Origin of the sequence: Streptomyces sp. NPDC048442, assembly GCF_040651475.1 — a bacterium.
Taxonomy (GTDB): domain Bacteria; phylum Actinomycetota; class Actinomycetes; order Streptomycetales; family Streptomycetaceae; genus Streptomyces.
Genome location: NZ_JBEZKB010000001.1, coordinates 662,282 through 686,531, shown reverse-complemented (window position 1 = coordinate 686,531; position 24,250 = coordinate 662,282). Strand labels below are relative to the sequence as shown.

Here is a 24,250-nt window from a genome sequence, read left to right as displayed (position 1 = left end):
TGAGCGCCCGTACGCGGAGAGCCGACGGCGTTTCGCGGTGGCCCGTGAGGAAGTTGTGACCTACAGGAAGTCCGTATAGCGGAGTTCGTGAACTGCCTAGCGTGCATGTGGAGTTCATGTCAAGGTCTGTCTTTTCTTTCGTAACTCCGGTCGAATGACGTCACTTGTGACGCGCGCCGCGAACGGAACCCCTCACCCTTCGGGCCGGGCGGCCCGCGGGGGAGGACACCACCAAGTGACCAGTAAGAGACATGCCCTCAGAGGCACCGCCGTGCTCGTGGCGCTGGCTGCGACCGCTGCCACCGCCTCGGCCTTCGCCACCGCGCAGGCCGCTCCGGCGGCGCAGGTCCCGGCGGCCGTGGGCCACCAGGACCCGGCGCAGCCGGACGACGGCGGCAAGGGCGGCAAGGGCGACAAGGGCCACGTCATCGACGGCCCGTACAGCGCCCAGCAGGCCGAGCAGCGCAAGACCGCCCTGGAGGAGGTCCTCAAGGGGACCAAGAAGGCGGAGAAGCGCGGCAGTTCGAGCGTCGTGAAGCTCGCCGACAAGAAGTACGTCGAGCTCGGCCGTGAGCGCACCGACCAGATCTTCACGATCCTGGTCGAGTTCGGCGACAAGGTCGACGACACCACGATGTACGACCCGGACGGCAGCGGCCCCAAGCCGCCGATCAAGAAGTACGGCGGCAAGCCCGGCCCCCTGCACAACAAAATAGCCGAGCCCGACCGCACGAAGGACAACTCCACCGCCTGGAAGAAGGACTACAACCAGGCGCACTTCCAGGACCTGTACTTCGGCAAGGGCAAGGGCCCCGACGGGCAGCCGCTGGAATCCCTCAAGACGTACTACGAGAAGACTTCCTCGGGCCGCTACTCGGTCGAGGGCAAGGTCTCCGACTGGGTGAAGGTCGAGGCAAACGAGGCCCGTTACGGCTCCGACTACTGCGGCAGCAACAACTGCCCCAACGTCGAGGACCTGGTCCGCGACGGCGTCAACGCGTGGGTCGCGCAGCAGAAGGCGGCCGGCCGCACCGACGCCCAGATCAAGGCCGACCTCGCGAAGTACGACGCGTGGGACCGCACGGACCACGACAACGACGGCAACTTCAACGAGCCCGACGGCTACATCGACCACTTCCAGGTCGTGCACGCCGGCGAGGACGGCTCGGCGGGCGGCGGCGAGCAGGGCACGGACGCCGTGTGGGCGCACCGCGGCTACGCGTTCGGCCGTGACGACGGCGAGACGGGCCCGGCGGGCTTCAAGGCCGGCGGCACCCCGATCGGCGACACCGGCATCTGGGTCGGCGACTACACCGCGCAGCCCGAGAACGGCGGCCTGGGCGTCTTCGCCCACGAGTACGCCCACGACCTCGGTCTCCCGGACCTCTACGACACCACGAACACCGCCGAGAACTCGGTCGGTTTCTGGTCCCTGATGTCGGCCGGCTCCTGGCTGGGCACCGGCAAGAGCGAGATCGGCGACCTCCCCGGCGACATGACCGCCTGGGACAAGCTGCAGCTCGGCTGGCTCGACTACGAGAAGGCGAAGGCGGGCAAGACCTCCCTCCACAAGCTGGGCGTCTCGGAGTACAACACCAAGAACCCGCAGGCCGTCCTCGTCGAGCTGCCCAAGAAGAACGTCACCACCGACGTGGTCAAGCCCGCCGAGGGCACCAAGCAGTGGTGGTCGGACTACGGCGACAACCTCTCCAACACCCTCACCCGCGACGTCGACCTGACCGGCAAGTCGAAGGCCTCCCTCGAACTCACCGGCTGGTGGGACATCGAGGCCGACTACGACTACCTCTACACTCAGGTCTCCACGGACGGCGGCGCGAGCTGGAAGCCGATCGACGGCACCGCCGACGGCGAGCCGATCACCCGTGACGGCGGCGACAAGCCCGCCATCACCGGCGTCTCCAAGACCCACAAGAAGCTCGTCTTCCCGCTCGACGCGTACGCGGGCAAGAAGATCGGCATCCGCTTCCGCTACAAGACCGACGGCGGCGCGGGCGGCAAGGGCTTCACGGCCGACAACCTGACCGTCCAGGCCGACGGCGCGGCGCTCTTCACCGACAACGCCGAGGGCGACGACAACGGCTGGACCGTCCGCGGCTTCTCCCGCGTCGGCGGTTCGATCAACGGCGACTTCGAGCAGTACTACATCGCCGAGAACCGCCAGTACGTCTCGTACGACAAGACCCTCCGATACGGCCCCTACAACTTCGGCTTCCAGAAGACGGACCGCCCCGACTGGGTCGAGCACTACGCGTACCGCCCCGGCCTCATGATCTGGCAGTGGGACACCTCGCAGCGCAACAACAACGTCAGCGAGCACCCCGGTGAGGGCATGCTGCTGCCGATCGACGCGCACTCCAAGCCCCTGAAGTGGCAGAACACCGGCAAGCTGATCTCCAACAAGATCCAGCCGTACGACGCCGCCTTCAGCTGGTACCCGAACCCCGGCTTCACCCTCCACAAGGAAGGCGTCGCCACCAAGATCCCGGCCCAGCTGGGCGTCCCGTACTTCGACGACCACAAGAACACCTACTGGTCGAAGGACAACCCCACGGGCAGTGTCAAGACAACTGACACCAACACCCGGATCTCGATCGTCGGCCAGCCGCTGAACGGCCAGACGATGTCGATCCTGGTCAGCAAGGCCGGCCGCTAAAGGGTCATTTTCAAGCCATAACCCCAGGTCAGAGCATGATCGGCCGTCGCCCCTCTAGCGGGCGGCGGCCGATCGCGTTTAGATGCCTCTTAGGTTCTCACTATTGACGCGACGTCTCACGGGGGAGTGATTCGGTATGTCCGCAGGAGGTTTCAACAGACTCCCGAACGGGAGCGTGGTGGTGGCACTGACCCTGCCCCGCCCCGGCCCTTCGGGCGCCAAGGTCCGCATACTCGTCCACGCGGCCAACCGCGCCCGAGCCCTCACCCGGCTGCGCAACCTCGGTCTGCGCGCGGTCTACCTCCGCGGCAACACCGAACCCCCCACCCTCGACGAGATCACCGCCGTCCTCCACCACCCCGACGGCCTCCTCTGGCGCACGGCCCCCCAGTCCCGCCAAGAACTCTGGCACCCGATCCGCGCCCTGATGAGGCCCGCCTCCTGACCGCTTGAGCCCCTTCCCGGCCTCCGGGCCCGCCTCCTGGTCTCCGAGCCGCCTCCGGCCCGCCTCCAGGCCCCGTTCTGACCCCCCTCGCGGCACCGAGGGCATGCTCAGTTGCCCACCCACCCCCCGGCGCGGGCCGCAGACTCGCGCGGCCCGGCAGTCGTTGCAGCCGTCCCGCTGCGCGGAGTCCCCGCTTTCGGCGAGGCCTCCGGGGGTGCGGTCTACCGGCGGCTGATCAGCTCTCCGGGTGTCGGCCCCGCCCCGAGCGTCAGGGTGCACGCTGGGCAGCCGTAAAGCATGGTTCCGATGCCCCCGCCGCTCTGAGCCCACCGGATGGGTACGGGTGCGGTGGTGGTGGAGTCGCAGCCGATGCAGAGTGCGACGAGTACCGGCGGAGGTGGCTGAGTGAGAGCGTCCCGGGTCATGCGGCTGCCGCCATCCCCGCCACGAAGGCGGCCCGAGGGAAGGGAGCACCGGGGTAGCTGTACGGGTACTCCCGCCCCAAGGCAGCTTCGTGCAGGGCAAGACGACGCTCTTCCTGCCTGGCCAGGAGGCGTGCGGATGCCTCCGCCTGAAGCTCGAAGATCCGTCGCGCCTCCTCTTTGGAGGGGCCGGTCCAGGGCTGCGACCACGGGCTCACCGGTGCGGGCCCGGGAGCGGGCGCGGGCTGGGCGGCGAGGTAGGCGGCAGTGTGCCTGCCGGGCCTGCGGGGGCAGGCCCACAGCGCCAGGACGGACAGCACCTGTGCGAGAGTGTGGGCGATACGATCGCGCATACGTCGTTCAGCTCCTCGAAAGCTGTTCGGTCGAGCCCCGGCAGACCGGTCCTAAGCGGTCCGTCGGGGCGTTTTCATGCGTGACGCTAGGACAACCGGTATAGGTCCGTCTAGCCCGGATCAAGTCTGTCCACATTGCGGTGAAGTGAAGGCCTGTTGTCTACGCTTCCGTCCATGGCAGCGCGCGAGATTGACCACCGGGCACCGGAACCGCCGTACCGGCAGATCGCCGCCGACCTGACCGGAGAGATCGAGCGGGGCGAGCTGGCCCCGGGTCGTCCGGTCCCGTCGGAGAAGGAGCTCGTCGAGCGGTACGGCGTGGCACGCAATACGGTGCGCTCCGCCCTCGGGGTGCTCAGGGACAACGGGCTCGTCTATACGGTGCCGAGCCGAGGGACGTACGTCTCCGACCGGAGCGAGCAGGCCAAGGGGGGTTGACCACGTGCATGGTCGGGCCGGGCTGACGCATTGCCGGACCGTCGACCGCAGCTGTAAGCCCCGCTCCATGTGCTGCGGAACGGGGCTCTTGCAGCGCTAGCGGTTCAGGTCGCGGTAATCATCCAGCTTCCGCAACGAGGCCGTGCGGCGGGGCAGTTGGCCCATGCACAGGATTTCTTCCGGGAGTGCCCAAGCGTGCCAGCACGTGAGGCAGTGGACCATCCGCTTGTGCTCGGGGTCCCGCACCGATTCGCCGCCGCAGCGGGGGCACTCCTGCAAGGTGTCTCCTAGACCGAGAGGTCGAACTCTCCCAGCTTGGCACCGCTCAGGAAGTCGGTCCATTCAGCGGACGTGAACTCGACCTCCCGGCCGGTGGTGGTGGAGCGGACGGCCACCTTGCCGGGAATGTTCGTTGCCACCTCGACACAACGAGGGTCGTTGTTGTCGTACTTGCAGATGCTCGACGTGCGGAACTCGAACTTGAGGGTCGCGGTCATGGCGAACTGTCCCTTCGTCGTACGTGCGGGGAAACGGTCCCCGTGCCGTTGCCGGAAGGGCGTCGGTCAGCGTGCCCGAGTCCGGTGGGGGTGGTTCCGGATCTCCACGTCGGCATCCGTGGCGGCGGAGTAGTCGCCCCGGTCCCGGGCTTCCTGTCGCTGGTCGGCCAACGCGGCGCGGACTCCGCAGCCGGGTGCGGGTTTCGGACGGGTCGGGGGCAGGGCCAGGTGGACCGGGGCGTCCATGCCCGTCCTCAGTGTTCTCACGGGGGCCTCCGTGCGGTGGGTGACGGCTCCGATGTTCCCGGTCGCTGTCGGCCACTGCGACGGCATTCGAGGCGTCGCGAGGACGTCACTCGAAGGGCGTCAATTCGGTGTCAGAGGGCGCCACTTGGGTCTAGCGTGGAGGCATGACGACGACAGCCGTGGTGTCGAACGACGTGCTGCGGGCCGTACGCATCGGCCTGCGGATGAGCCAGGACGACCTTGCCCGCGCGATCAGGCGTGCCGGGGACGAAGCAGGCGATCCCAACGACGCTTCCAAGCGTCTCGTCCAGAGGTGGGAGTCCGGGATCAGCAAGACCCCGCGCCCGGTGTACGCACGTGCGCTGGAGCGCGTGACGGGTCTGTCCGTGGAAGCGCTGGGCTTCAGCCTGGCGGTGCCGACGGCCCGGGTGCACGAGGACGGTGCGGGAGGTCACGACATGGAGCCGGGCCCCGAAGGGGTGGCCTCGGCGCTGCCCGCGTCATCGCCCCGGCCCAAGGCGCAGCAGGCCGGGGAGCCCCAGTACAACGGCGTGTGGCTGTCCCGGTACGAGTTCTACTCGTCGAGCCGCGACGAGACCTTTGTGGGCGCGCACTACGTCGTGCTGATCCAGCACGGCAACCGGCTGACCGGCCGCTCGCTGCCGGGCGCGTCCGCCAACCCCGACAGCCCGCTCACCCTGGACCTCACCCTTGACCGGAACGTGGTCACCGGCTCATGGACGGAGCAGACCGCGACGGACGGCTACTACCAGGGCGCCCGCTACCACGGTGCCCTCCAGATGCTGGCAGAGCCGACGGGGCGACGGCTCGCGGGCAAGTGGGTCGGGTTCGGCAAGGACTTCGACGTGAACACGGGCCCCTGGGAGCTGGTCAAGAAGGAGACCAGTACGTCGAAGGCGACGCTGGAGCGGTACAGCAGACCTCCGGAGTGACCTCCTCCACCGGCCTGCTGTCCGGGGCGCCGGCCCCGCCCGTCGGCCGGCCCGACGGCGGGGCATTCCCGGACGCCGGGCACGCCGAGCGCGCGGCGTACGTGACGGCGCGGCCGGGGGCGGGTGGGCAGCGGAGTCCCGCCCCGGTGCCGCGAGGGGGGTGAAGACGAGGCTTGAGGGACGGGAAAGCGCCGGCCGAGGCGAGCAGCGGCGGGCTCGGTTCCGGGGGTTACACCACCGGCTTGCCGGTCAGCTTTATGCCCGCCTCGCGGAGTTCCTCCAGGGCCGCTTCCGTCGTCGGGGCGGCGACTCCCGCGGTCAGGTCCAGGAGGACCTGGGTGGTGAAGCCTTCGCGGGCCGCGTCCAGGGCGGTGGCGCGGACGCAGTGGTCGGTGGCGATTCCGACGATGTCGACCTCGGTGACGTGGTGGGTGCGGAGCCAGGCGGCCAGGGAGACACCGTTCTCGTCGGTGCCTTCGAAGCCGCTGTACGCCGCCGAGTGGGCGCCCTTGTCGAAGACCGCGGAGATCGCGCCGCTGGCGACCGCGGGGGCGAAGTTGGGGTGGAAGCCGACGCCCTCGGTGCCGGCGACGCAGTGGACGGGCCAGGAATCGACGTAGTCGGGGTTCGGGGAGAAGTGGTCGCCGGGGTCGATGTGGTGGTCGCGGGTGGCGACGACGTGGCAGTAACCGGCCTGGCACTCGCCGATCAGGTCGGTGATCGCGGCGGCGACGTCCGCCCCGCCCGCGACCGCGAGGCTGCCGCCCTCGCAGAAGTCGTTCTGCACGTCGACGACGATCAGGGCGCGGTGCATGGTGTGTTCCTCACTGGCGACTGGCGGTCGGGGCCGGCACTGGACCCACTCCCGAGCGTAGAGACTCCGGCGGCCTTGTGGGAGTGGGCGTTCGAGGCAGTACGTGGCTGCATGCAGCTACACGCGGCTACATGTACTCGGTGGGGATCACCGGCTCGCCGCGCGAGAGCTGCACCGAGGACATCGGGAGCGCGCCGCGGGCCGCCTTGTGGCGGTCGCGGGCCTCGTCCAGGGGTTCGCGGGCGACGACCTGGCCGGACTTGACGAGTTCGACCTGGAGCTGGTGGTCGAGGAGCTCGGCGGGGATCGGGCCGGTGCCGATGACCTCCGCCTCCGCCACGCCGTACGCGTCCGGGCGGCGGGCCGCCCACTTGCGGCCGCCGCGCGAGGACTTGGCGCCCATGGACTTCTTCGCGACGGGGAGGAGAGGGGCCTTGGGGTTCGAGGACTCCGCGCGGGCGACCAGCTTGTAGACCATGGAGCAGGTGGGGTGGCCGCTGCCGGTGACGAGCTGGGTGCCGACGCCGTACGCGTCCACGGGGGCCGCCGCGAGGGACGCGATGGCGTACTCGTCGAGGTCGGAGGTGACGACGATCTTGGTCTTCGTCGCTCCCAGCTCGTCGAGCTGCTGGCGGACGCGGTGGGCGACCAGCAGGAGGTCGCCGGAGTCGATGCGTACGGCGCCCAGCTCGGGGCCCGCGACCTCGACCGCGGTGCGGACCGCCGAGGTGACGTCGTACGTGTCGACGAGGAGGGTCGTGCCGCTGCCGAGCGAGGCCACCTGGGCCTCGAAGGCGTCGCGCTCGTTGTCGTGCAGGAGCGTGAAGGCGTGCGCCGAGGTGCCGACGGTGGGGATGCCGTAGCGGAAGCCCGCCGCCAGGTCGGAGGTGGAGGTGAAGCCGCCGACGTACGCGGCGCGGGCCGAGGCGACCGCGGAGAGCTCGTGGGTGCGCCGGGCGCCCATCTCGATCAGGGGGCGCTCGCCCGCGGAGGCCGCCATCCGGGAGGCCGCGGCGGCGATCGCCGAGTCGTGGTTGAGGATCGAGAGGATGACCGTTTCCAGGAGCACGCACTCGGCGAAGCTGCCCTCGACGCGGAGGATCGGCGAGCCGGGGAAGTAGACCTCGCCCTCCGGGTAGCCCCAGATGTCGCCGTTGAAGCGGTACGAGGCGAGCCATTCGAGGGTCGGCTCGTCGACGATCTTCTGCTCGCGCAGGAAGTCCAGTACGTCCGCGTCGAAGCGGAAGTTCTCGACGGCGTCCAGGACGCGCCCCGTACCCGCGACGACGCCGTAGCGACGGCCGGAGGGGAGTCTGCGGGTGAAGGCCTCGAAGACGGAGCGCCGGTCGGCGGTCCCGGCGCGCAGGGCCGCCTGGAGCATCGTCAGCTCGTACTGGTCGGTGAAGAGCGCTGTCGAGGGAACATCCACCGGCAGGCCGAGATCCGCTGTGTTCATACGACGGATGCTACCCCCTATTTCGTCAGAGTGACGAAATGGGGTCGGCCGAACGGGGAGAAGGGGTCGGGGAGAGCTGTGGGAGGGCCCGTTTGTGCGACGGCTGCCCTCCGGTGGCAGCATGGGAAGGGTGAGTGTCGCCCCCGTAGAGACCGAACGCCCCGAGTCGGCCGAGCAAACGTCCGTCGTTCCCGAGCCGGACACCCCCTGGGTGACTCTGGTCCACAACGACCCGGTCAATCTGATGAGTTATGTGTCGTACGTCTTCCAGACGTACTTCGGGTATTCCAAGGAGAAGGCGAAGAAGCTGATGCTCGACGTCCACCACAAGGGCCGGGCGGTCGTCTCCGCGGGCAGCCGCGAGGAGATGGAGCGCGACGTGCAGGCCATGCACGGGTACGGACTGTGGGCGACCCTCTCCCAGGACCGCAACTGATGCCGGGCTACTTCGAAGCGGTCCCCGGCGGCGGTGCGGCCGTCGCCCTGGACGAGGTCGAGACGTCCATCCTGCGCTCCCTCGCCGTGCAGCTGCTCGAACTGGTCGGGCCCGGCGACGAGCCCGTGGAGGGCGAGGATCCGCTCGCCGCGCTCTTCGCGGAAGGGCCCAGCGAGGCACCGACGGATCCGGCGCTGGCCCGGCTCTTCCCCGAGGCGTACGCCGATCCGAGGAGTGAGCCGGACAAGGAACAGCAGGCCGCCTCCGCCGAGTTCAGGCGCTTCACCGAGAACGACCTGCGTACCCGCAAGCGCGAGGACGCGCTGTCCGTCGTACGGAACCTGGACGCGCTGGCCTCGGCGGCCGACGAGGGTGATCAGGGCGGCGAGAGCCGTCTCGTGCTGAAGCTGACGCCCGAGGAGTCCCGGCGCTGGCTCGGCACGCTCAACGACCTGCGGCTGACCATCGCGTCCCGGCTGGAGATCACCGACGAGGACGAGGGCGAGATGCTCCTCCACCTCCCGGACGAGGACCCGCGCAAGCCGATGGTGATGGCGTACCTGTGGTTGGGCGGGCTGCAGGAGACCCTGGTCGAGACCCTGATGCCGTGAGCCGTGTACCGGCGATGCTGCGATCTGCGAATCCGCGATCCGCGAATCCGCCATCCGCGAATCGGCGCTGAGCTGGGCCGCGTATCAGCCCTCGGAACGTCCGTACCAGAGCTCGAAACACAAGCGTTCGCTCAGCGGACGCTCAAATCCGAATAACGATCGGGTTACCTCCCCTGTGCGCTTTGCTGCCGCAGGGGAGTTTTGTCCGGTTTTTCCTGTGCAATAGGGCACAAAGCGCTAGTCGATCACCGCGCCGAGCGTGATAGATCTGCACGACCACCCACGGACGCCACCCCTGTCCCGTGGGGGCGCTGACGCCGGAGGAACCCGGCGATGCACTCCATCCACATCCGGGGGCACACGCCCCGAGCAAGGATCGTCACAGTCGGTCCGAGCCGCGCACTTTGAGCGAATACGGCCGGATCGCATGGAGAAAGGCGCACCACCATGACCTCAGTGCAGGTCGACAACAAGCCGGGCGACGGCAATGAGGCCGCGGACGCGCAGGGCGAGTCCGGCGAGGGTTATCAGCGAGGACTCGGCGCCCGCCAGATCCAGATGATCGCCATCGGCGGCGCCATCGGCACCGGCCTCTTCCTCGGTGCGGGCAAGGGCATCTCCAAGGCCGGCCCCAGCATCATCCTGGCGTACGCCATCGCGGGCCTGGTCATCTTCTTCATCATGCGGGCGCTCGGCGAGCTGCTGATGTACCGCCCGGTCTCCGGCTCCTTCTCGGAGTACGCCCGTGAGTTCCTCGGCCCGTTCTTCGGGTTCGTGACCGGCTGGACGTACTGGCTCTTCTGGGTCGTCACCGGCATCGTGGAAGTCACCGCCGCCTCCGAGTACATGCAGTACTGGACGAAGGACGCGACCGGCTGGATCAACCAGCCGCAGTGGGTCTTCGCACTGATCTTCACGGTCGTCCTCTTCGGCGCCAACCTGATCTCGGTGAAGCTCTTCGGTGAGCTGGAGTTCTGGTTCTCGATGGTCAAGGTGACGGCCATCATCGGCATGATCCTGATCTGCGCCGGCATCCTCACCATCGGCTTCTCCGACGCCGGTGACACCGCTTCGGTGTCCCTGCTGTGGTCCGAGGGCGGCTTCTTCCCCAAGGGCATCGGCTCGACGCTGATGACGCTCCAGATGGTCATGTTCGCCTTCCTCGCCGTCGAGCTGGTCGGTGTGACCGCGGGCGAGTCCAAGGACCCGAAGACCGTCCTGCCGAAGGCCATCAACACCGTCCCGTGGCGCATCGCCGTCTTCTACGTCGGCGCGCTGATCATGATCCTGTCGGTCGTGCCGTGGACGCACTTCCAGCCGGGCGTCTCCCCGTTCGTCGCGGCCTTCGAGAAGATGGGCCTGGGCGTCGGTGCCGCGATCGTCAACTTCGTGGTCCTGACGGCGGCACTGTCCTCCTGCAACTCCGGCATGTACTCCACCGGCCGCATGCTGCGCGACCTCGCGCTGAACGGCCAGGCGCCGAAGTTCCTGACCAAGCTGACCGCCCGCGGGCTGCCGTTGGCCGGAACGTCCTTCTCTGCCGCGCTGATGCTGATCGGCGTGTGGATCAACTACCAGTGGCCGGGTGAGGCGTTCAACTACGTCGTCTCCTTCGCGACCATCTCCGGCATGTGGGCCTGGATCATGATCCTCTGCTCGCAGATCAAGTACCGGAAGCTGTCCGACGCGGGCGTGCTGCCGAAGTCCTCGTTCCGGGCGCCGGGCGCGCCGTGGACGAGCTGGTTCGCACTGCTCTTCATCGGCATGGTCATCGTGCTGATGGGCATCGACAAGGACGCCAGGATCTCGCTGTACTGCGCGCCGTTCTGGGCGCTGCTGCTGGGCGTCTCGTACCTGATCATGAAGGCCAGGAACCCGGAGAAGTTCGCCGCCAAGAAGTAGGCGCAGAACGGGTCGTCTCGGCATTCGGTCCCGTCCGTACCATTCCTCGGTACGGGCGGGACCCTTTGCATATCCTGGCGCGCATGCTGACCATTTCCCGGACCCTGCACGACCAGATCGTCGCCCACGCGCGCGCCGACCACCCCGACGAGGCGTGCGGCGTGGTCGCGGGCCCGGAGGGCACGGGCCGCCCCGAGCGGTTCGTGCCGATGCTGAACGCGGCGCGCTCTCCCACGTTCTACGAATTCGACTCGGGCGACCTGCTGAAGCTGTACCGGGAGATGGACGACCGGGACGAGGAGCCGGTGATCGTCTACCACTCGCACACGGCGACCGAGGCGTATCCGTCCCGGACGGACGTGACGTACGCGAATGAGCCCGGGGCGCACTACGTCCTGGTGTCGACGGCGGACACCGACGGGGCCGGGCCGTTCCAGTTCCGCTCGTACCGGATTGTGGACGGGGTGATCACGGAGGAGGAGGTGGAGGTGGTGGGCTGAGCATGTCGTCGGTGGCCGGGGCTGCCTGCGGCGCCGGTCCCCTCCCCGCCCTTCCACCGTTCCCCGGGCGCCGCCCGGACCCGCTCACGGCTGGCGCCGGTGGGGGCGGGTGTCCCGGGCTGCGCCCGGTGCGCGGCTGCGCCGTGCGTCCTCAAGCGCCGGACGGGCTGAGAGTGTGCCTCCTGGTACGTCGGGTGGGCTGGGTCCGGTCCCTGGGCGTCGTCCGGACCCGTTCACGGCCGGCGCCGGTGGGGGCGGGTGTTCCGGGCTGCGCCCGGTGCACGGCTGCGCCCGGTGCACGGCTGCGCCGTGCGTCCTCAAACGCCGGACGGGCTGAGGTGTGTGCCTCCTGCGTTCGCGTGTCCTCAGGCGCCGGGCGGGCCGGGGTGTCCGGATCTGTGGGATGTCTGTCCGTAGGGACATGGTGGGGGTCCGAGCGGCGGCGCAGGCTGTAGGCATGACCACTACAGCCGGCATCGCCGTCCCCGACAGCAAGCTCGCCACCGCCGCCACCGAGCTCGTCCGTGACACCACCAGCGAGCTGATCTACCACCACTCCCGCCGCGTCTTCCTCTTCGGCGCCCTCCAGGGCGGGAACCGGGGTCTCTCCTTCGACCCCGAGCTGCTCTACCTCGGCGCGATCTTCCACGACCTCGGCCTCGGCGAGCAGCACCGCACCAGCGGGCGCCGCTTCGAGGTGGACGGGGCGGACGAGGCGCGCCGTTTCCTCCAGTCGTACGGGGTCCCCGAGGACAGCATCCGCCGCGTCTGGACCGCGATCGCCCTGCACACCACCCCCGGCATCCCCGAGTTCATGGAGCCCGAGGTCGCGCTCGTCACGGCCGGTGTCGAGTACGACGTCCTCGGTATCGGGTACGACGACATCAGCGCCGCCGACCGGGCGGCGATCACCGCCCTGCACCCGCGCCCCGACTTCAAGCGCCGCATCCTTGACGCCTTCACCGACGGCGTCAAGGACAAGCCGGAGACCACCTTCGGCAACGTCAAGGCCGACGTCCTGGCGCACTTCCTGCCCGGCTACGAGCGCGGCGACTTCGTGACGACGGTCCAGGAGTCCGCCTGGCCCGAGTAGGGCGGGGCGAATTGCCAGGTGGGACGGGTGAGAGACTGTGCCCGACTTGGGCGGCAGGACCCAGGAAGCCGGTGCGAATCCGGCACGGTCCCGCCACTGTGACCGGACGCGGCCCGACAACCCGTCAGCCCGTCCGGAAGCCAGGAACTGACCTGCCGCCTCCACCGCACCACCAGGGGACGAGGTAATCCCCGGAGGAGGCTCACCGCCGTGCCCATTCCCATGCCCGTTCCCCTGTCCGTGACCGTGTCACGCCGTGCCCGTACCGCGCTCGTCGTATCCGCCGTCCTGCTTCCGCTCACCGCCTGCGGCGGGATCGACGCGAAGCAGGACGACACCAAGGCCGCCGCGAAGGCCGCCCCCGGTTTCCCGTACACCGTCGACAACTGCGGTGTGAAGACCACCTTCACCAAGGCCCCCGAGCGCGCGCTGCCCATGAACCAGCACGCCACCGAGGTCCTCCTGGAGCTGGGCCTGGCGAAGTCGGTCACCGGCAGCGCGTACCTCGACGACAAGATCCTTCCGAAGTACGCGGCCGACTACGCGAAGATCCCGGTCGTCGCCAAGGAGTACCCCTCCAAGGAGAAGCTCCTCGCCGCCAACCCCGACTTCGTGTACGGCGGTTACGCCTCCGCCTTCGACGCCAAGCAGGGCCGCAGCCGAGAGGTCCTCAAGAAGTCCGGCATCGAGTCCCGGCTGAACATCGAGTACTGCACCGAGGGCAGCAGCGCCATCGACGACATCTACCGGGAGGTCGCCGAGACCGGCCGGACCTTCGGGGTCGGCGCCCGCGCCGACAAGTGGGTCGCGGACGCGAAGAAGACCATCGACGGCACCGCCGCGCGGCTCAAGGGAATCAAGCCGGTCAGCGTCTTCGCGTACGACAGCGGCGACAAGACCGCCCAGACCGCCGGCGGCAAGGGCATGGCCAACGAGATGATCACCCGGGCGGGCGGCAAGAACGTCATGGCCGACACCCCCAAGTCCTTCATGGACGCCTCCTGGGAGCAGCTCGTCACCCGCAGGCCCGACGTCGTCATGATCATCGATTACGGGTCGACGACCGTCGAGCAGAAGAAGAAGCGGCTGCTCGAAGACCCCGCCCTGAAGGACGTACCGGCCATCAGGAACAAGCGGTTCGCGGTGATGCCGCTGTCCGAGATCCTGGTGGGCGTACGGGCGCCCGCCGCCATCGAACGCCTCGCCCTTCAGCTCCACCCCGAGCTGAAGAAGTAGCCCCGCCGTGGGCTGCAGGACTCCGCCCGCCCGCGGGCCGCTCCGCTACACCCTCGTCCTGACGGTCCTCGCCGCCGCCCTCGCGGCGGCGATGGTCGCAGGTCTCGCACTCGGACAGGTCCGGATCCCGGCCGGACAGGTCCTCGACATCGTCACGGGCGGCGCCGAACCGAGCCCCTTCCGCACGATCGTCCTCGACGTACGGATGCCGCGCGTGCTGCTCGGGGCGATCGTCGGGGCGGGGCTCGCGGTGGTGGGAACCGTGCTCCAGGCGCTCGTACGCAACCCGCTCGCCGACCCGTACCTGCTGGGGATCTCCTCGGGGGCGTCGGCGGGCGTCGTGCTCGTCATCGTCTTCGGGATCGGCAGCGGTCTTGGGCTCGCGACCACCGTCACCATGCCGGCCGGGGCCTTCGCCGGGTCGCTGTTCGCGCTCGTCCTCGTCTACACCCTCGCCCGGCGCGGCGGGCAGATGACCGGCACCCGCCTCGTCCTCGCCGGGGTCGCCGTCGCGTACATCCTGTCCGCGCTGACCAGCCTCGTCATGGTCACCTCCGCGAAGCGCGAGCACTTCCAGGAGGCCATGTACTGGACGCTGGGCGGGCTGGGGAGTGCGCGGTGGGACATGCTGCTGCTGCCCGCGGTCGTCCTCGCGGCCGGGACCGTGCTGCTCATCGCCCTGGCCAGGCCGCTGGATCTGATGCTGGTGGGGGAGGAGGGGGCGACCGTCCTCGGGCTCGACACTTCGCGCTTCCGGGCGGCCGTGTTCGTACTGACGTCGCTGGTCACGGGCGTGCTGGTGTCCGTCTCCGGGGCGATCGGGTTCATCGGGCTGCTTGTTCCGCATGCGGCTCGCATGCTTGTCGGGGCTTCGCACCGGACGCTGCTGCCCGTTGTCGCGCTTGCGGGGGCGGCGTTTCTGGTGCTTGCCGATCTTGGGGCGCGGGTGATTGCCGAGCCGCAGGACATTCCGGTGGGGATCCTTACCGCGCTCATCGGCGGGCCGTTCTTTCTGTGGCTGCTGCGGAGGCGGCCGGAGGGGGTGCCGGCGTGAGTGTGCGGCGTCCGGGGGCGGGGTGCTGTTCAGGCCGCCGGGTGCGTACGTGCGGGTGCGTTGTGGCTGGTCGCGCAGTTCCCCGCGCCCCTGTCGGGGCGTCCCTGGAAGAAGCCCCGCCACCGTCAGGAGTGTCAGCATGAGCCATCTGCGTACCGAGGGACTCTCGTACGGCATCGACGGGCGGCACCTCGTCGACTCCGTCGACATCGAGGCACGGCCCGGGGAGACCGTCGGTCTCGTCGGGCCCAACGGCAGTGGCAAAACCACCCTGCTGCGCTGTGTGTACGGCACCCTCGCCCCCACCCACGGCCGCGCCCTCCTCGACGGCGAGGACCTGCACGCCATGGGTGCCAAGCGGCGTGCGCAGCGGCTTGCCACCGTCCCGCAGGACGGCCAGGCCGTCTTCGAGCTGTCCGTGCGCGAGGTCGTCGCCATGGGCCGCTCCCCGCACAAGAAGTTCTGGGAGGCCGACACCGCCGCCGACGCCACTCTCGTACGGGACGCACTTGAGCGGGTCGGGATCGCCGACCTGGAGGGCCGCTCCTTCCCCTCCCTCTCCGGCGGCGAACGCCAACGTGCCCTCGTCGCACGGGCGTTGGTCCAGGAACCCGCCCTCGTCGTCCTCGACGAGCCCACCAACCACCTCGACATCCGCTACCAGCTCGAAGTCCTCTCCCTGGTAAGGGATTTGGGCACCACGAACCTCCTCGCCCTGCACGACCTCAACCTCGCCGCGTACTACTGCGACCGCCTCTACGTCCTGAACGCCGGCCGCATCGTCGCCGACGGCACCCCCGAAGAGGTCCTCACCCCCGATCTCCTCAAGCGGGTGTACGGGGTGAACGCCGAGGTCAGCATGCATCCGACGACCGGTGCGCCGACCGTCGTCTACCTTCCGCCGTCCACCTGACGAACAGAATCGTCTTGAGGCGTGAGATCACATGCCGGGAATCGGGCCGGGAATCTATACGATGACCGCATGGTTGCCCACGACGTGACAGCGAAGACGACGCCGATCAGCACCGTGCTGCTCGTTGCGCGCCTGCACGTCGACCTGTGCAGGCTCGACAGCGCCATCTGTACGGCCTGACGCGCGTATCTCCGCCCGCCAGCACGCACGCCCCTCGCGCGGGGGAGCAAAGCCGCGCGCCCTTCCCACGCACGCTCTCCCTGACTGGAGCCCACGCCATGGCCATCGAGGTCCGCATCCCCACCATCCTCCGCACCCACACCGGCGGCGCGAAGGCCGTCGAGGGCAGCGGCGCCACCCTCGCCGACCTGCTCGCCGACCTGGAGAGCCGCCACACCGGCATCCAGGAGCGCATCGTCGAAAAGGACAAGGGCGAGCTGCGCCGCTTCGTGAACGTCTACCTCAACGACGAGGACGTCCGCTTCCTCAGCGGCATCAACACCCCGCTCACCGACGGCGACAGCGTCACGATCCTGCCCGCCGTCGCGGGCGGCTCCCGCTGACATGCGGTACGACTCGCCGCTCGCCGCCGTCGGCAACACCCCGCTCGTACGCCTGCCCAGGCTCTCGCCCTCGGCGGACGTACGCATCTGGGCCAAGCTGGAGGACCGCAACCCGACCGGCTCGATCAAGGACCGCCCCGCGCTCCACATGGTCGAGCAGGCCGAGAAGGACGGCCGCCTCACCCCCGGCTGCACCATCCTCGAACCCACCAGCGGCAACACCGGCATCTCGCTGGCCATGGCGGCCAAGCTCAAGGGCTACCGCATCGTCTGCGTGATGCCGGAGAACACCTCGCAGGAACGCCGCGACCTGCTCACCATGTGGGGCGCCGAGATCATCCCCTCCCCGGCGGCGGGCGGCTCCAACACGGCCGTACGCGTCGCCAAGGAGCTCAGTGCCGAGCACCCGGACTGGGTGATGCTCTACCAGTACGGCAACCCCGACAACGCGGGCGCCCACTACGCCACCACCGGCCCCGAGATCCTCACCGACCTCCCCTCCGTCACCCACTTCGTCGCGGGCCTCGGCACCACAGGCACCCTGATGGGCGTCGGCCGCTACCTCCGCGAGCACAAGCCGGACGTGAAGATCGTCGCCGCCGAGCCGCGCTACGACGACCTCGTCTACGGCCTGCGCAACCTCGACGAGGGCTTCGTACCCGAGCTGTACGACGCCTCCGTCCTCACCACCCGCTTCTCCGTGGGCTCCGCCGACGCGGTCACCCGCACCCGCGAACTCCTCCAGCAGGAGGGCATCTTCGCGGGCGTCTCCACCGGCGCCGCCCTGCACGCCGCGATCGGCGTCGGCAAGAAGGCGGTTCTGGCGGGGGAGAGCGCCGACATCGTCTTCGTCGTCGCCGACGGCGGCTGGAAGTACCTCTCCACCGGCGTCTACACGGCCCCCACCACCGAGGCCGCCATCGAGACGCTGCACGGCCAGCTCTGGGCGTAACGCCCGCCGTACGACGAAGGGCCCGGCGCGATTCCCTCGCGCCGGGCCCTCCGTCGTACGTACCGCTCGTATCGCTCGTACCGTGCGTATCGCTGGTACCGCGCGTATCGCTGGTACCGCTCGTACCTTTCGTACCGCCGAAGCCGCTACCGGGGGGCGGGCACGCCCGCCGTCATCGTCTCCTCCGGCGTGGGCGGCACCCCCACCTTGCGGCGCAGCCGCTGCGGCATCTTCCGGTTCAGCCACTTCGCGGCCGGCTCCTCGACGAAGTGGAACAGCGCCCACGACATCGCGGTCACCACCAGACCGACGCCCAGCAGGTCGAACAGCACGCTGTTGTCGTCACCCGCCCGGCCCCAGGCGTACGTCGCCAGCCGGGAGACCGAGTGGTGCAGCAGGTAGAAGCCGTAGCTCCAGGCGCCGAGCAGGATCAGCGCCTTGTTGTTGAGGATGCCCCGGTGGCCGTTGATCTCCCGCTGTACGAACGCCACGATGATCAGCATCGACAGCAGGGCGATGGTCGGCCGCACCATGTAGTCGAGCTGGCCGACCACGGCGTCGGAGAGCCGGGCGCGGCCCTGGTAGTACCCGTACACGTACAGCCCGAGCAGCAGCACCGGGACGATCGGGCGCATCGGCAGCCGCCAGCCGCGCCGCACCGCCAGTGCCACCGTCATGCCGAGCAGGAACTGCGGCAGGTAGATCAGCGGGTTCCGCATGATCCAGCCCTCAGCGGGGCTGGAGAAGGTCGCGGCCGCCCACCAGTTGACCGCCCACATGCCGACCAGACCGAGCCCGGTCAGCAGCGCCAGCGTCCGGGTGCGCAGCCGCACCGCGATCCGTGCGGCCAGCGGGAACAAGGCGTAGAAGAGCAGCTCGACGCTGAGCGTCCAGGTGACCTCGTTGCCCGGCAGGTTGGGCGTGACGCCCGGGAACCAGGTCTGCACGAGGAACAGCGACGAGATCAGGCTCGGCCAGTCGATCGCGTGGTGCGCGGCGATGTAGTACGCGTAGACGCCCAGCACGGCCGCCACCAGCGAGGCGGGCCAGATCCGGCCGATCCGCCGCCAGTAGAAGGCGAGCGGGTGCTCCTGCGGCTTGAAGACCCAGGTCAGCAGGAAACCGGACAGCACGAAGAAGAAGGTGACGCCGTGGCCACCGATCATCGAGTACGGGAAGATCAGCGGCGCCGTGCCGTAGCCGGTGCCCTTTCCGTGCCCGGAGAAGTGATGGGCGAAGACCGCGAACGCGGCGAAGAATCGGAGGCTGGTGAGGGAGTCCAGCCGGTTCGGCAACGCCCTCGGCAGGTCCGACGGCCGGAACGGCGCGGGGACGAAGCTTGGGCGGGTAGCAGCGAGCGTCGCAGTCACAGGCATCTCAGTACGTCGGGGACGGAGTGGGAACGTTCTGCAAAGGTGCTTGTCGGGTCTCTGGGCACGTGGTGATCATGGGAAAAAGCCCAAGAGCGGTCAGGCTAGCGCCCCAACGGCCCCTTCTGCCTCCCGGTGTGAGCTACGCCGCCCCTGTTCGTTCCGAACCGCTGCGCCACAGTTCGCACAAGGGTGCGGGCAGCCTCGATTCTCAGCGGGACAAATGCCGTACCTGATCCCAAACAGTTGGGTCGGCGACCCCCACCCGGCGCCGGAAGTCCCACAGCGCCACATCCCGCAATTCGTCCGTCTCCAGGAAACTCGGCCGCCCCTGCGCATCGCCCACCGACCCGGGCGGCAGCGCGATCACTCCCGCCCGGTCGTGCTGCCACTTGCTCGTGATCTTCGCGACGAGCGCGTTCTCCCCCTGTACGGACAGCACCAGGCACGGCCGGTCCTTCGACCCGGGCCCGTCCTCGTAAGGCACCTCCGCCCACCAGATCTCCCCGGCCCGCGGCGTCCGCGCGGGCAGCCTGCCCGGCTTCCGGCGGGGGCCGGTGGGCCGCCCCGGCGGCCGGGTCCGCCCACCGGGGCGCTGCCGCTGCCGCTTCGCCCGCTGGCCGCGCCCCCACCCGTCGGTCAGCGCCGCGACCAGCGCGAGCACCACCACACCGAGCAGCGCCAGCCACCACGAGGTATCCATGCGCCCGACGCTACCGCCGCCCCCACACCCTCGCCTCCTTGGGGAGCGGGGCATTTGCGGGTGCGGTGGGGGTGGGCGGTGGGCGGTGGGCGTTGTGCGGGCGCGGTGGGGGTGGGCGGTGGTCGTCGTGCGGGTGCGGTGTGGCTGGGCGGTGGTCGTCGTGCGGGTGCGTCGTGGCTGATCGCGCCCACGCGGCGGAGCCGCAAATCAACACAGCCCCGCGCCCCTAAATGACTGCCCCTTACCCCGCTGGCCACCTCGTCTCCTTGGGCAGCGGAGGGGGCCCGCTGTGCCCACCCGTTCCGCCCCATCCCAACGCCCCCCTCCACGCCCCCAGTTCACCCCCACCCACGCGCCCCCGCGCACTCCCCCCGAACCGGTGACAGCGCGGGTGAGTTCCCCCACAACGGCACACCACCGAGGAGCGGGCACCCCCGCCGCGACTTACGCTCGATCCATCCGCGCGCTCCCCGCCCCGCGCCGCGCGCATTCCGCCCTCCTCGCACCCCTCCCCGCCCCCGAATCCCCGCACCGGTTCCCGCACTCGCACCCGCACCCGGAGGTTCCCGCTCCATGAAGCTCACCGTCGTCGGCTGCTCGGGGTCGTTCCCGTCCGTGGAATCGCCTTGTTCGAGCTACCTCGTAGAGGCCGACGGCTTCCGGCTGCTCCTCGACATGGGCAACGGCGCCCTCGGCGAGCTGCAGCGCCACATTGGTCTGTACGACCTGGACGCGATCTTCCTCAGCCATCTGCACGCCGACCACTTCATCGACATGACGGCCTACTTCGTCACCCGCTACTACCGCCACGACGGCGGCATGGCCCCCTCGATCCCCGTCTACGGCCCCGACGGCACCGAGGAACGCCTGACCGTGGCGCACGGCGCCACCCCCACCCCCGACTCGATGAGCAAGGTCTTCGACTTCCACACCCTGAAGCCCGGCACCTTCGAGATCGGCCCCTTCACCGTCCGTACGGAGAAGATGCGCCACCCCGTCGAGACGTACGGCATCCGCCTGGAACACGGCGGGCGCACGCTCACGTACTCCGGGGACACCGGCCCCTGCGACGCCCTGCACGAGCTCGCCGCAGGCGCCGATCTCTTCCTCTGCGAAGCATCGTTCCTCCATGGCAAGGAGGACATCCCGGACCTGCACCTCAACGGCCGCGAAGCGGGCGAGTACGCCGCCCGCGCGGCCGCCGGCCGCCTCGTCCTCACCCACGTCCCGCCGTGGACGGACGCCGCCCGCAACCTGCGCGACGCCCGCGACACGTACGGCGGCCCGGCCTGCCTGGCGGCCAGGGGCGCGGTCTACGAGATCTAGACGTACGGAGATCAGGCGTACGTACGCGGATACGTACGCGGATACGCGGAAGGGCCCCGGAACCAGACGGTTCCGGGGCCCTTCCCACAAGCTCTGCAGAAGCTCCGCAGCAGCTCTGCAGACCGGCGAAGCCCTACTTGGCCTCGGCCTTCTGCAGCTCTGCCAGCTCCTCGTCGGACTCACGGCCCGGCGTGGGAATGTTGAACTTCGTGATCGCGAAGCGGAAAACCACGTAGTAGACGGCGGCGAAGCAGAGGCCGACCAGCGCCAGGCCCAGCGGGTTCGACGCCTTGCCGAGGTTCAGCAGGTAGTCGATCAGACCGGCAGAGAAGCCGAAGCCGTCCTTCATGCCGAGCGCCCAGGTCAGGGCCATCGAGACACCGGTCAGCACCGCGTGGATCGCGTACAGCGCCGGGGCCAGGAACATGAAGGTGAACTCGATGGGCTCGGTCACACCGGTCACGAAGGCGGTCAGCGCCAGCGAGAACATCATGCCGCCGACGATCTTGCGACGCTCGGGGCGGGCGCAGTGGACGATCGCCAGGCAGGCAGCCGGGAGGGCGAACATCATGATCGGGAAGAAGCCGGTCATGAACTGGCCGGCGGTCGGGTCGCCGTGCAGGAAGCGCGCGATGTCGCCGGAGTGGGTGGCGCCGTCGGCCTGGAACGAACCCGCCTGGAACCACGGGAAGGAGTTCAGCAGGTGGTGCATGCCGACCGGGATCAGCGCACGGTTGGCGACACCGAAGATGCCCGCGCCGACCGCGCCGGAGCCGACCAGCCACTCACCGAAGTTGTGCAGACCCGCACCGAGGACCGGCCAGATGTAGCCGAAGATGACGCCGACGAACAGACCCGCGAAGGCGGAGAGGATCGGGACCAGCCGGCGGCCGCCGAAGAAGCCCGCCCAGTCGGGCAGCTTGGTCCGGTAGAACTTCTGGTAGAGCAGGGCGACGATGATGCCCATGACGACACCGCCGAGCACACCGGCGTTGACGGGGGCGTCCGTCATGGCGATCTTGCCGTCGACGACCTTGGCGACCTTCGGCAGGTTGCTGTCGGTGAAGGTGGCGAGCACCTTCTGGAAGACCAGGTAACCGGTCACGGCGGCCAGGGCGGTCGAGCCGTCCGACTTCTTCGCGAAGCCGATCGCGATACCGACGGCGAAGAGGATCGCCATGTTGTCGATGATCGCGCTGCCACCGGCCTCCATGAACGAGGCGATCTTGGTGATGAAGGTCGGGAAGCTCTCCGTGCCCAGCATGTCCTTCTGGCCGAGGCGGATGAGCAGCGCTCCGGCGGGCAGCACGGCGACCGGCAGCATCAGGCTGCGGCCGATGCGCTGCATGACAGCCATCGCGCCCGCGCCCTTCTTCTTCTTGTCGGCCGCGGGTGCGGCGGCGCTGGCCTTGGACATCTGATCCTCCATGGGGGCAAGGCGCCGCCAGGGACATGGAAAAGAGGGGGACGGCGGCGTCTCCGGGGGTTCACACGGCCGAATCGGTCGGGCTCGCGTGGTCTACACCACTCAGTGGTGTAGACCAGTTGTAACACGGTGAGGGCGAGATAAGGAACCCTCGATTCCGGTGGTCCGGGACACATCCGTACGGAACAGACAAAGGCCCTCGGACCGAGTGGGTCCGAGGGCCTGCGGGGGAGGGCAAAAGCCCCTAACCCGTTGTCAAATGCAGCTACTTGCCGTGCGCCGACTGCCTACCGTGCGCCGTGCGCCGACTGCCTGCTTGTGTCGGCTTCCTGCCGTCTGCCGGCTACCTGTGGCGTGTCAGCCGCCTGGAGCCGGCTACTTCACGTTCGCCTGCTCGATCTCCTCCTCCAGCTCCTCCGGCTCACGCCCCGGGGTCTGCAGGTCGAACTTGAGAATCGCGAACCGGAACAGCGCGTAGTACACCACCGCGAAGCACAGCCCGATCGGGATGATCAACCAGGGCTTCGTCGCCAGGTTCCAGTTGATGACGTAGTCGATCAGACCGGCCGAGAAGGTGAAGCCGTCCTTGACGCCGAGCCCCCACGTCACCGCCATCGAGACACCCGTGAGCACGGCGTGCATCGCGTACAGCAGCGGCGCGATGAACAGGAACGAGTACTCCAGCGGTTCCGTGATGCCGGTGACGAAGGACGTCAGACCCACCGAGAGCATCAGACCGCCGACCACCTTGCGGCGGTGCGGCTTGGCGCAGTGAGTGATGGCGAGCGCCGCGGCCGGCAGCGCGAACATCATGATCGGGAAGAAGCCGGTGGTGAACTGCCCCGCCGTCGGGTCGCCCGCCAGGAAGCGGTTGATGTCACCGTGCACCACGGAGCCGTCCGGCTTCGTGTAGCTGCCGAACTGGAACCAGATGGGCACGTTCAGGAACTGGTGCAGCCCGATCACCAGCAGACCGCGGTTGGCGATGCCGAAGATGCCCGCGCCGATCGCGCCGAGCCCGATCATCCAGTCGCTGAAGCTCTCCAGCGCGTTGCCCACCGGCGGCCACACCCACAGGCACAGCGCGGCGAAGGCGATCGCCACGAACGACATGATGATCGGCACCAGCCGTCGGCCGTTGAAGAATCCCAGCCAGTCGACCAGCTTGGTGCGGTGGTACTTCTGCCAGAAGTACGCGGCCAGCAGCCCCATCACGATGCCGCCGAACACACCCGGATTCTGGTAGGTGAAAGCAGTGACGGCACCGTCCGCCGCCTGGCACCCCGTGGCCACCGGCTTCGCGCCGCCCGCGCAGTCCTGGGGGAACTGGCGCAGCACGTTGTAGTAGACGAGGAACCCCGCCACCGCGGCGAGTGCCGTCGAACCGTCCGCCTTCTTGGCCATGCCGATCGCGACACCCACGCAGAACAGCAGCGGCAGCCCGATGTTCGCGTCCAGCAGCGCCCCGCCGGCCCCCGCGATCACCTTGGCGACGTTGTTCCAGCCGAGCCCGTCCTTGCCGAAGACGTCCGGCTGGCCCAGCCGGGTCAGAATGCCCGCAGCGGGGAGGACCGCGATCGGCAGCTGAAGGCTGCGCCCCATCTTCTGCAGCCCCTGGAAGAGGCCGTTCCACCACTTCGGCGACGGCGCCGCCGCGCTCTGCACACTCATGGAAGTCCTCCCGGAACAAGCCGTCCCTCACGGGTGCTGCACACTGGTGTAGACCAGTTGCGATACGGTCCCGGGGTACGACTGATCACGCACCACCGGTGATCGTCATCCTTCGCCACGACAACCCTGTGCGCCCGAGAAGTTGGGCCAACGGTGGGTTAACGTGACAAAGCGGCCAACGCTGGGCCGACGCAGC

25 protein-coding genes and 1 riboswitch are annotated in these 24,250 nt (G+C 69.1%); of the genes, 16 read left to right on the top strand and 9 right to left on the bottom strand.

Going from position 1 to position 24,250, the window contains the following annotated elements:
- Positions 1 to 235: 235 nt before the first annotated feature.
- Entirely contained in the window at positions 236 to 2,674 is a 2,439-nt protein-coding gene (locus AB0D18_RS03320) for an immune inhibitor A domain-containing protein (RefSeq protein ID WP_362411850.1), read from the top strand.
- A 136-nt stretch (positions 2,675 to 2,810) separates the two neighbouring features.
- The gene (locus AB0D18_RS03315; protein ID WP_362411847.1) at positions 2,811 to 3,119 is read left to right on the top strand and encodes a hypothetical protein; all 309 of its coding nucleotides are present in this window, start codon (positions 2,811 to 2,813) and stop codon (positions 3,117 to 3,119) included.
- 421 nt (positions 3,120 to 3,540) lie between these two features.
- On the opposite strand, the gene AB0D18_RS03310 is transcribed toward AB0D18_RS03315, so the two are convergent.
- Complete coding sequence (locus tag AB0D18_RS03310) at positions 3,541 to 3,894, bottom strand: hypothetical protein (protein ID WP_362411844.1); 354 nt, start codon at positions 3,892 to 3,894, stop codon at positions 3,541 to 3,543.
- Between the two features lie 174 nt (positions 3,895 to 4,068).
- Between AB0D18_RS03310 and AB0D18_RS03305 the strand changes: the two genes are divergently transcribed.
- Positions 4,069 to 4,332, top strand: a complete 264-nt coding sequence (locus AB0D18_RS03305) for a winged helix-turn-helix domain-containing protein (RefSeq protein WP_362411841.1) — start codon at positions 4,069 to 4,071, stop codon at positions 4,330 to 4,332.
- 287 nt (positions 4,333 to 4,619) lie between these two features.
- Here the strand turns inward: AB0D18_RS03305 and AB0D18_RS03300 are convergent, their stop codons facing one another.
- Positions 4,620 to 4,829: a DUF397 domain-containing protein gene (locus AB0D18_RS03300; protein WP_362411838.1), complete on the bottom strand. Its 210-nt coding sequence runs from the start codon at positions 4,827 to 4,829 to the stop codon at positions 4,620 to 4,622.
- A gap of 66 nt (positions 4,830 to 4,895) precedes the next feature.
- Positions 4,896 to 5,096 (bottom strand): hypothetical protein, encoded by a 201-nt coding sequence (locus AB0D18_RS03295; protein WP_362411835.1) that lies wholly within the window; start codon positions 5,094 to 5,096, stop codon positions 4,896 to 4,898.
- A 143-nt stretch (positions 5,097 to 5,239) separates the two neighbouring features.
- On the opposite strand from AB0D18_RS03295, the gene AB0D18_RS03290 reads away from it, so the two are divergent.
- Positions 5,240 to 6,028 carry a helix-turn-helix transcriptional regulator gene (locus AB0D18_RS03290; RefSeq protein WP_362411832.1) on the top strand — a complete coding sequence of 263 codons (789 nt, stop codon included), beginning with the start codon at positions 5,240 to 5,242 and terminating at the stop codon, positions 6,026 to 6,028.
- 229 nt (positions 6,029 to 6,257) lie between these two features.
- On the opposite strand, the gene AB0D18_RS03285 is transcribed toward AB0D18_RS03290, so the two are convergent.
- Entirely contained in the window at positions 6,258 to 6,842 is a 585-nt protein-coding gene (locus AB0D18_RS03285; protein ID WP_362411829.1) for an isochorismatase family protein, read from the bottom strand.
- A 127-nt stretch (positions 6,843 to 6,969) separates the two neighbouring features.
- Positions 6,970 to 8,298: a nicotinate phosphoribosyltransferase gene (locus AB0D18_RS03280; RefSeq protein ID WP_362411826.1), complete on the bottom strand. Its 1,329-nt coding sequence runs from the start codon at positions 8,296 to 8,298 to the stop codon at positions 6,970 to 6,972.
- Positions 8,299 to 8,419: 121 nt separating this feature from the next.
- Here AB0D18_RS03280 and clpS point away from each other — a divergent pair, with 121 nt between their 5' ends.
- The 11 genes from clpS (at position 8,420) to AB0D18_RS03225 (ending at position 17,558) form a co-directional block, all read left to right on the top strand.
- Positions 8,420 to 8,734 carry an ATP-dependent Clp protease adapter ClpS gene (gene clpS / locus AB0D18_RS03275; protein WP_362411823.1) on the top strand — a complete coding sequence of 105 codons (315 nt, stop codon included), beginning with the start codon at positions 8,420 to 8,422 and terminating at the stop codon, positions 8,732 to 8,734.
- On the top strand, positions 8,734 to 9,345 hold the full coding sequence (locus tag AB0D18_RS03270) for a DUF2017 domain-containing protein (protein WP_362411820.1): 612 nt from the start codon (positions 8,734 to 8,736) through the stop codon (positions 9,343 to 9,345). The genes clpS and AB0D18_RS03270 overlap by 1 nt, the downstream gene beginning before the upstream one ends.
- A gap of 447 nt (positions 9,346 to 9,792) precedes the next feature.
- The gene (locus AB0D18_RS03265) at positions 9,793 to 11,247 is read left to right on the top strand and encodes an amino acid permease (RefSeq protein ID WP_362411817.1); all 1,455 of its coding nucleotides are present in this window, start codon (positions 9,793 to 9,795) and stop codon (positions 11,245 to 11,247) included.
- Positions 11,248 to 11,330: 83 nt separating this feature from the next.
- Positions 11,331 to 11,747, top strand: a complete 417-nt coding sequence (locus tag AB0D18_RS03260; RefSeq protein ID WP_362411814.1) for a M67 family metallopeptidase — start codon at positions 11,331 to 11,333, stop codon at positions 11,745 to 11,747.
- A gap of 457 nt (positions 11,748 to 12,204) precedes the next feature.
- Positions 12,205 to 12,840 (top strand): HD domain-containing protein, encoded by a 636-nt coding sequence (locus AB0D18_RS03255; protein ID WP_362411811.1) that lies wholly within the window; start codon positions 12,205 to 12,207, stop codon positions 12,838 to 12,840.
- Positions 12,841 to 12,901: 61 nt separating this feature from the next.
- Positions 12,902 to 12,990, top strand: a riboswitch (cobalamin riboswitch).
- Between the two features lie 96 nt (positions 12,991 to 13,086).
- On the top strand, positions 13,087 to 14,076 hold the full coding sequence (locus AB0D18_RS03250) for an ABC transporter substrate-binding protein (protein ID WP_362412168.1): 990 nt from the start codon (positions 13,087 to 13,089) through the stop codon (positions 14,074 to 14,076).
- A gap of 7 nt (positions 14,077 to 14,083) precedes the next feature.
- Complete coding sequence (locus AB0D18_RS03245) at positions 14,084 to 15,130, top strand: iron ABC transporter permease (protein WP_362411808.1); 1,047 nt, start codon at positions 14,084 to 14,086, stop codon at positions 15,128 to 15,130.
- 139 nt (positions 15,131 to 15,269) lie between these two features.
- The gene (locus tag AB0D18_RS03240; RefSeq protein WP_362411805.1) at positions 15,270 to 16,043 is read left to right on the top strand and encodes an ABC transporter ATP-binding protein; all 774 of its coding nucleotides are present in this window, start codon (positions 15,270 to 15,272) and stop codon (positions 16,041 to 16,043) included.
- 69 nt (positions 16,044 to 16,112) lie between these two features.
- On the top strand, positions 16,113 to 16,223 hold the full coding sequence (locus tag AB0D18_RS03235; RefSeq protein WP_362411802.1) for a putative leader peptide: 111 nt from the start codon (positions 16,113 to 16,115) through the stop codon (positions 16,221 to 16,223).
- Positions 16,224 to 16,321: 98 nt separating this feature from the next.
- A complete protein-coding gene (locus AB0D18_RS03230) occupies positions 16,322 to 16,606 on the top strand; it encodes a MoaD/ThiS family protein (protein WP_362411799.1) in 285 nt (94 codons plus the stop codon).
- Between the two features lies 1 nt (position 16,607).
- The gene (locus tag AB0D18_RS03225; protein WP_362411796.1) at positions 16,608 to 17,558 is read left to right on the top strand and encodes a cysteine synthase; all 951 of its coding nucleotides are present in this window, start codon (positions 16,608 to 16,610) and stop codon (positions 17,556 to 17,558) included.
- A gap of 146 nt (positions 17,559 to 17,704) precedes the next feature.
- On the opposite strand, the gene AB0D18_RS03220 is transcribed toward AB0D18_RS03225, so the two are convergent.
- Together AB0D18_RS03220 and AB0D18_RS03215 are read right to left on the bottom strand one after the other, a co-directional pair.
- Positions 17,705 to 18,928: an acyltransferase gene (locus tag AB0D18_RS03220; RefSeq protein WP_362411794.1), complete on the bottom strand. Its 1,224-nt coding sequence runs from the start codon at positions 18,926 to 18,928 to the stop codon at positions 17,705 to 17,707.
- 211 nt (positions 18,929 to 19,139) lie between these two features.
- Positions 19,140 to 19,631 carry a type II toxin-antitoxin system PemK/MazF family toxin gene (locus AB0D18_RS03215; RefSeq protein ID WP_362411791.1) on the bottom strand — a complete coding sequence of 164 codons (492 nt, stop codon included), beginning with the start codon at positions 19,629 to 19,631 and terminating at the stop codon, positions 19,140 to 19,142.
- 573 nt (positions 19,632 to 20,204) lie between these two features.
- Here AB0D18_RS03215 and AB0D18_RS03210 point away from each other — a divergent pair.
- Positions 20,205 to 20,957, top strand: a complete 753-nt coding sequence (locus AB0D18_RS03210; protein WP_362411788.1) for an MBL fold metallo-hydrolase — start codon at positions 20,205 to 20,207, stop codon at positions 20,955 to 20,957.
- A 133-nt stretch (positions 20,958 to 21,090) separates the two neighbouring features.
- Here AB0D18_RS03210 and AB0D18_RS03205 read toward each other — a convergent pair whose 3' ends face one another.
- Entirely contained in the window at positions 21,091 to 22,374 is a 1,284-nt protein-coding gene (locus AB0D18_RS03205) for a PTS transporter subunit EIIC (protein ID WP_362411785.1), read from the bottom strand.
- Positions 22,375 to 22,758: 384 nt separating this feature from the next.
- A complete protein-coding gene (locus tag AB0D18_RS03200) occupies positions 22,759 to 24,054 on the bottom strand; it encodes a PTS transporter subunit EIIC (protein WP_362411782.1) in 1,296 nt (431 codons plus the stop codon).
- Positions 24,055 to 24,250: the final 196 nt, after the last annotated feature.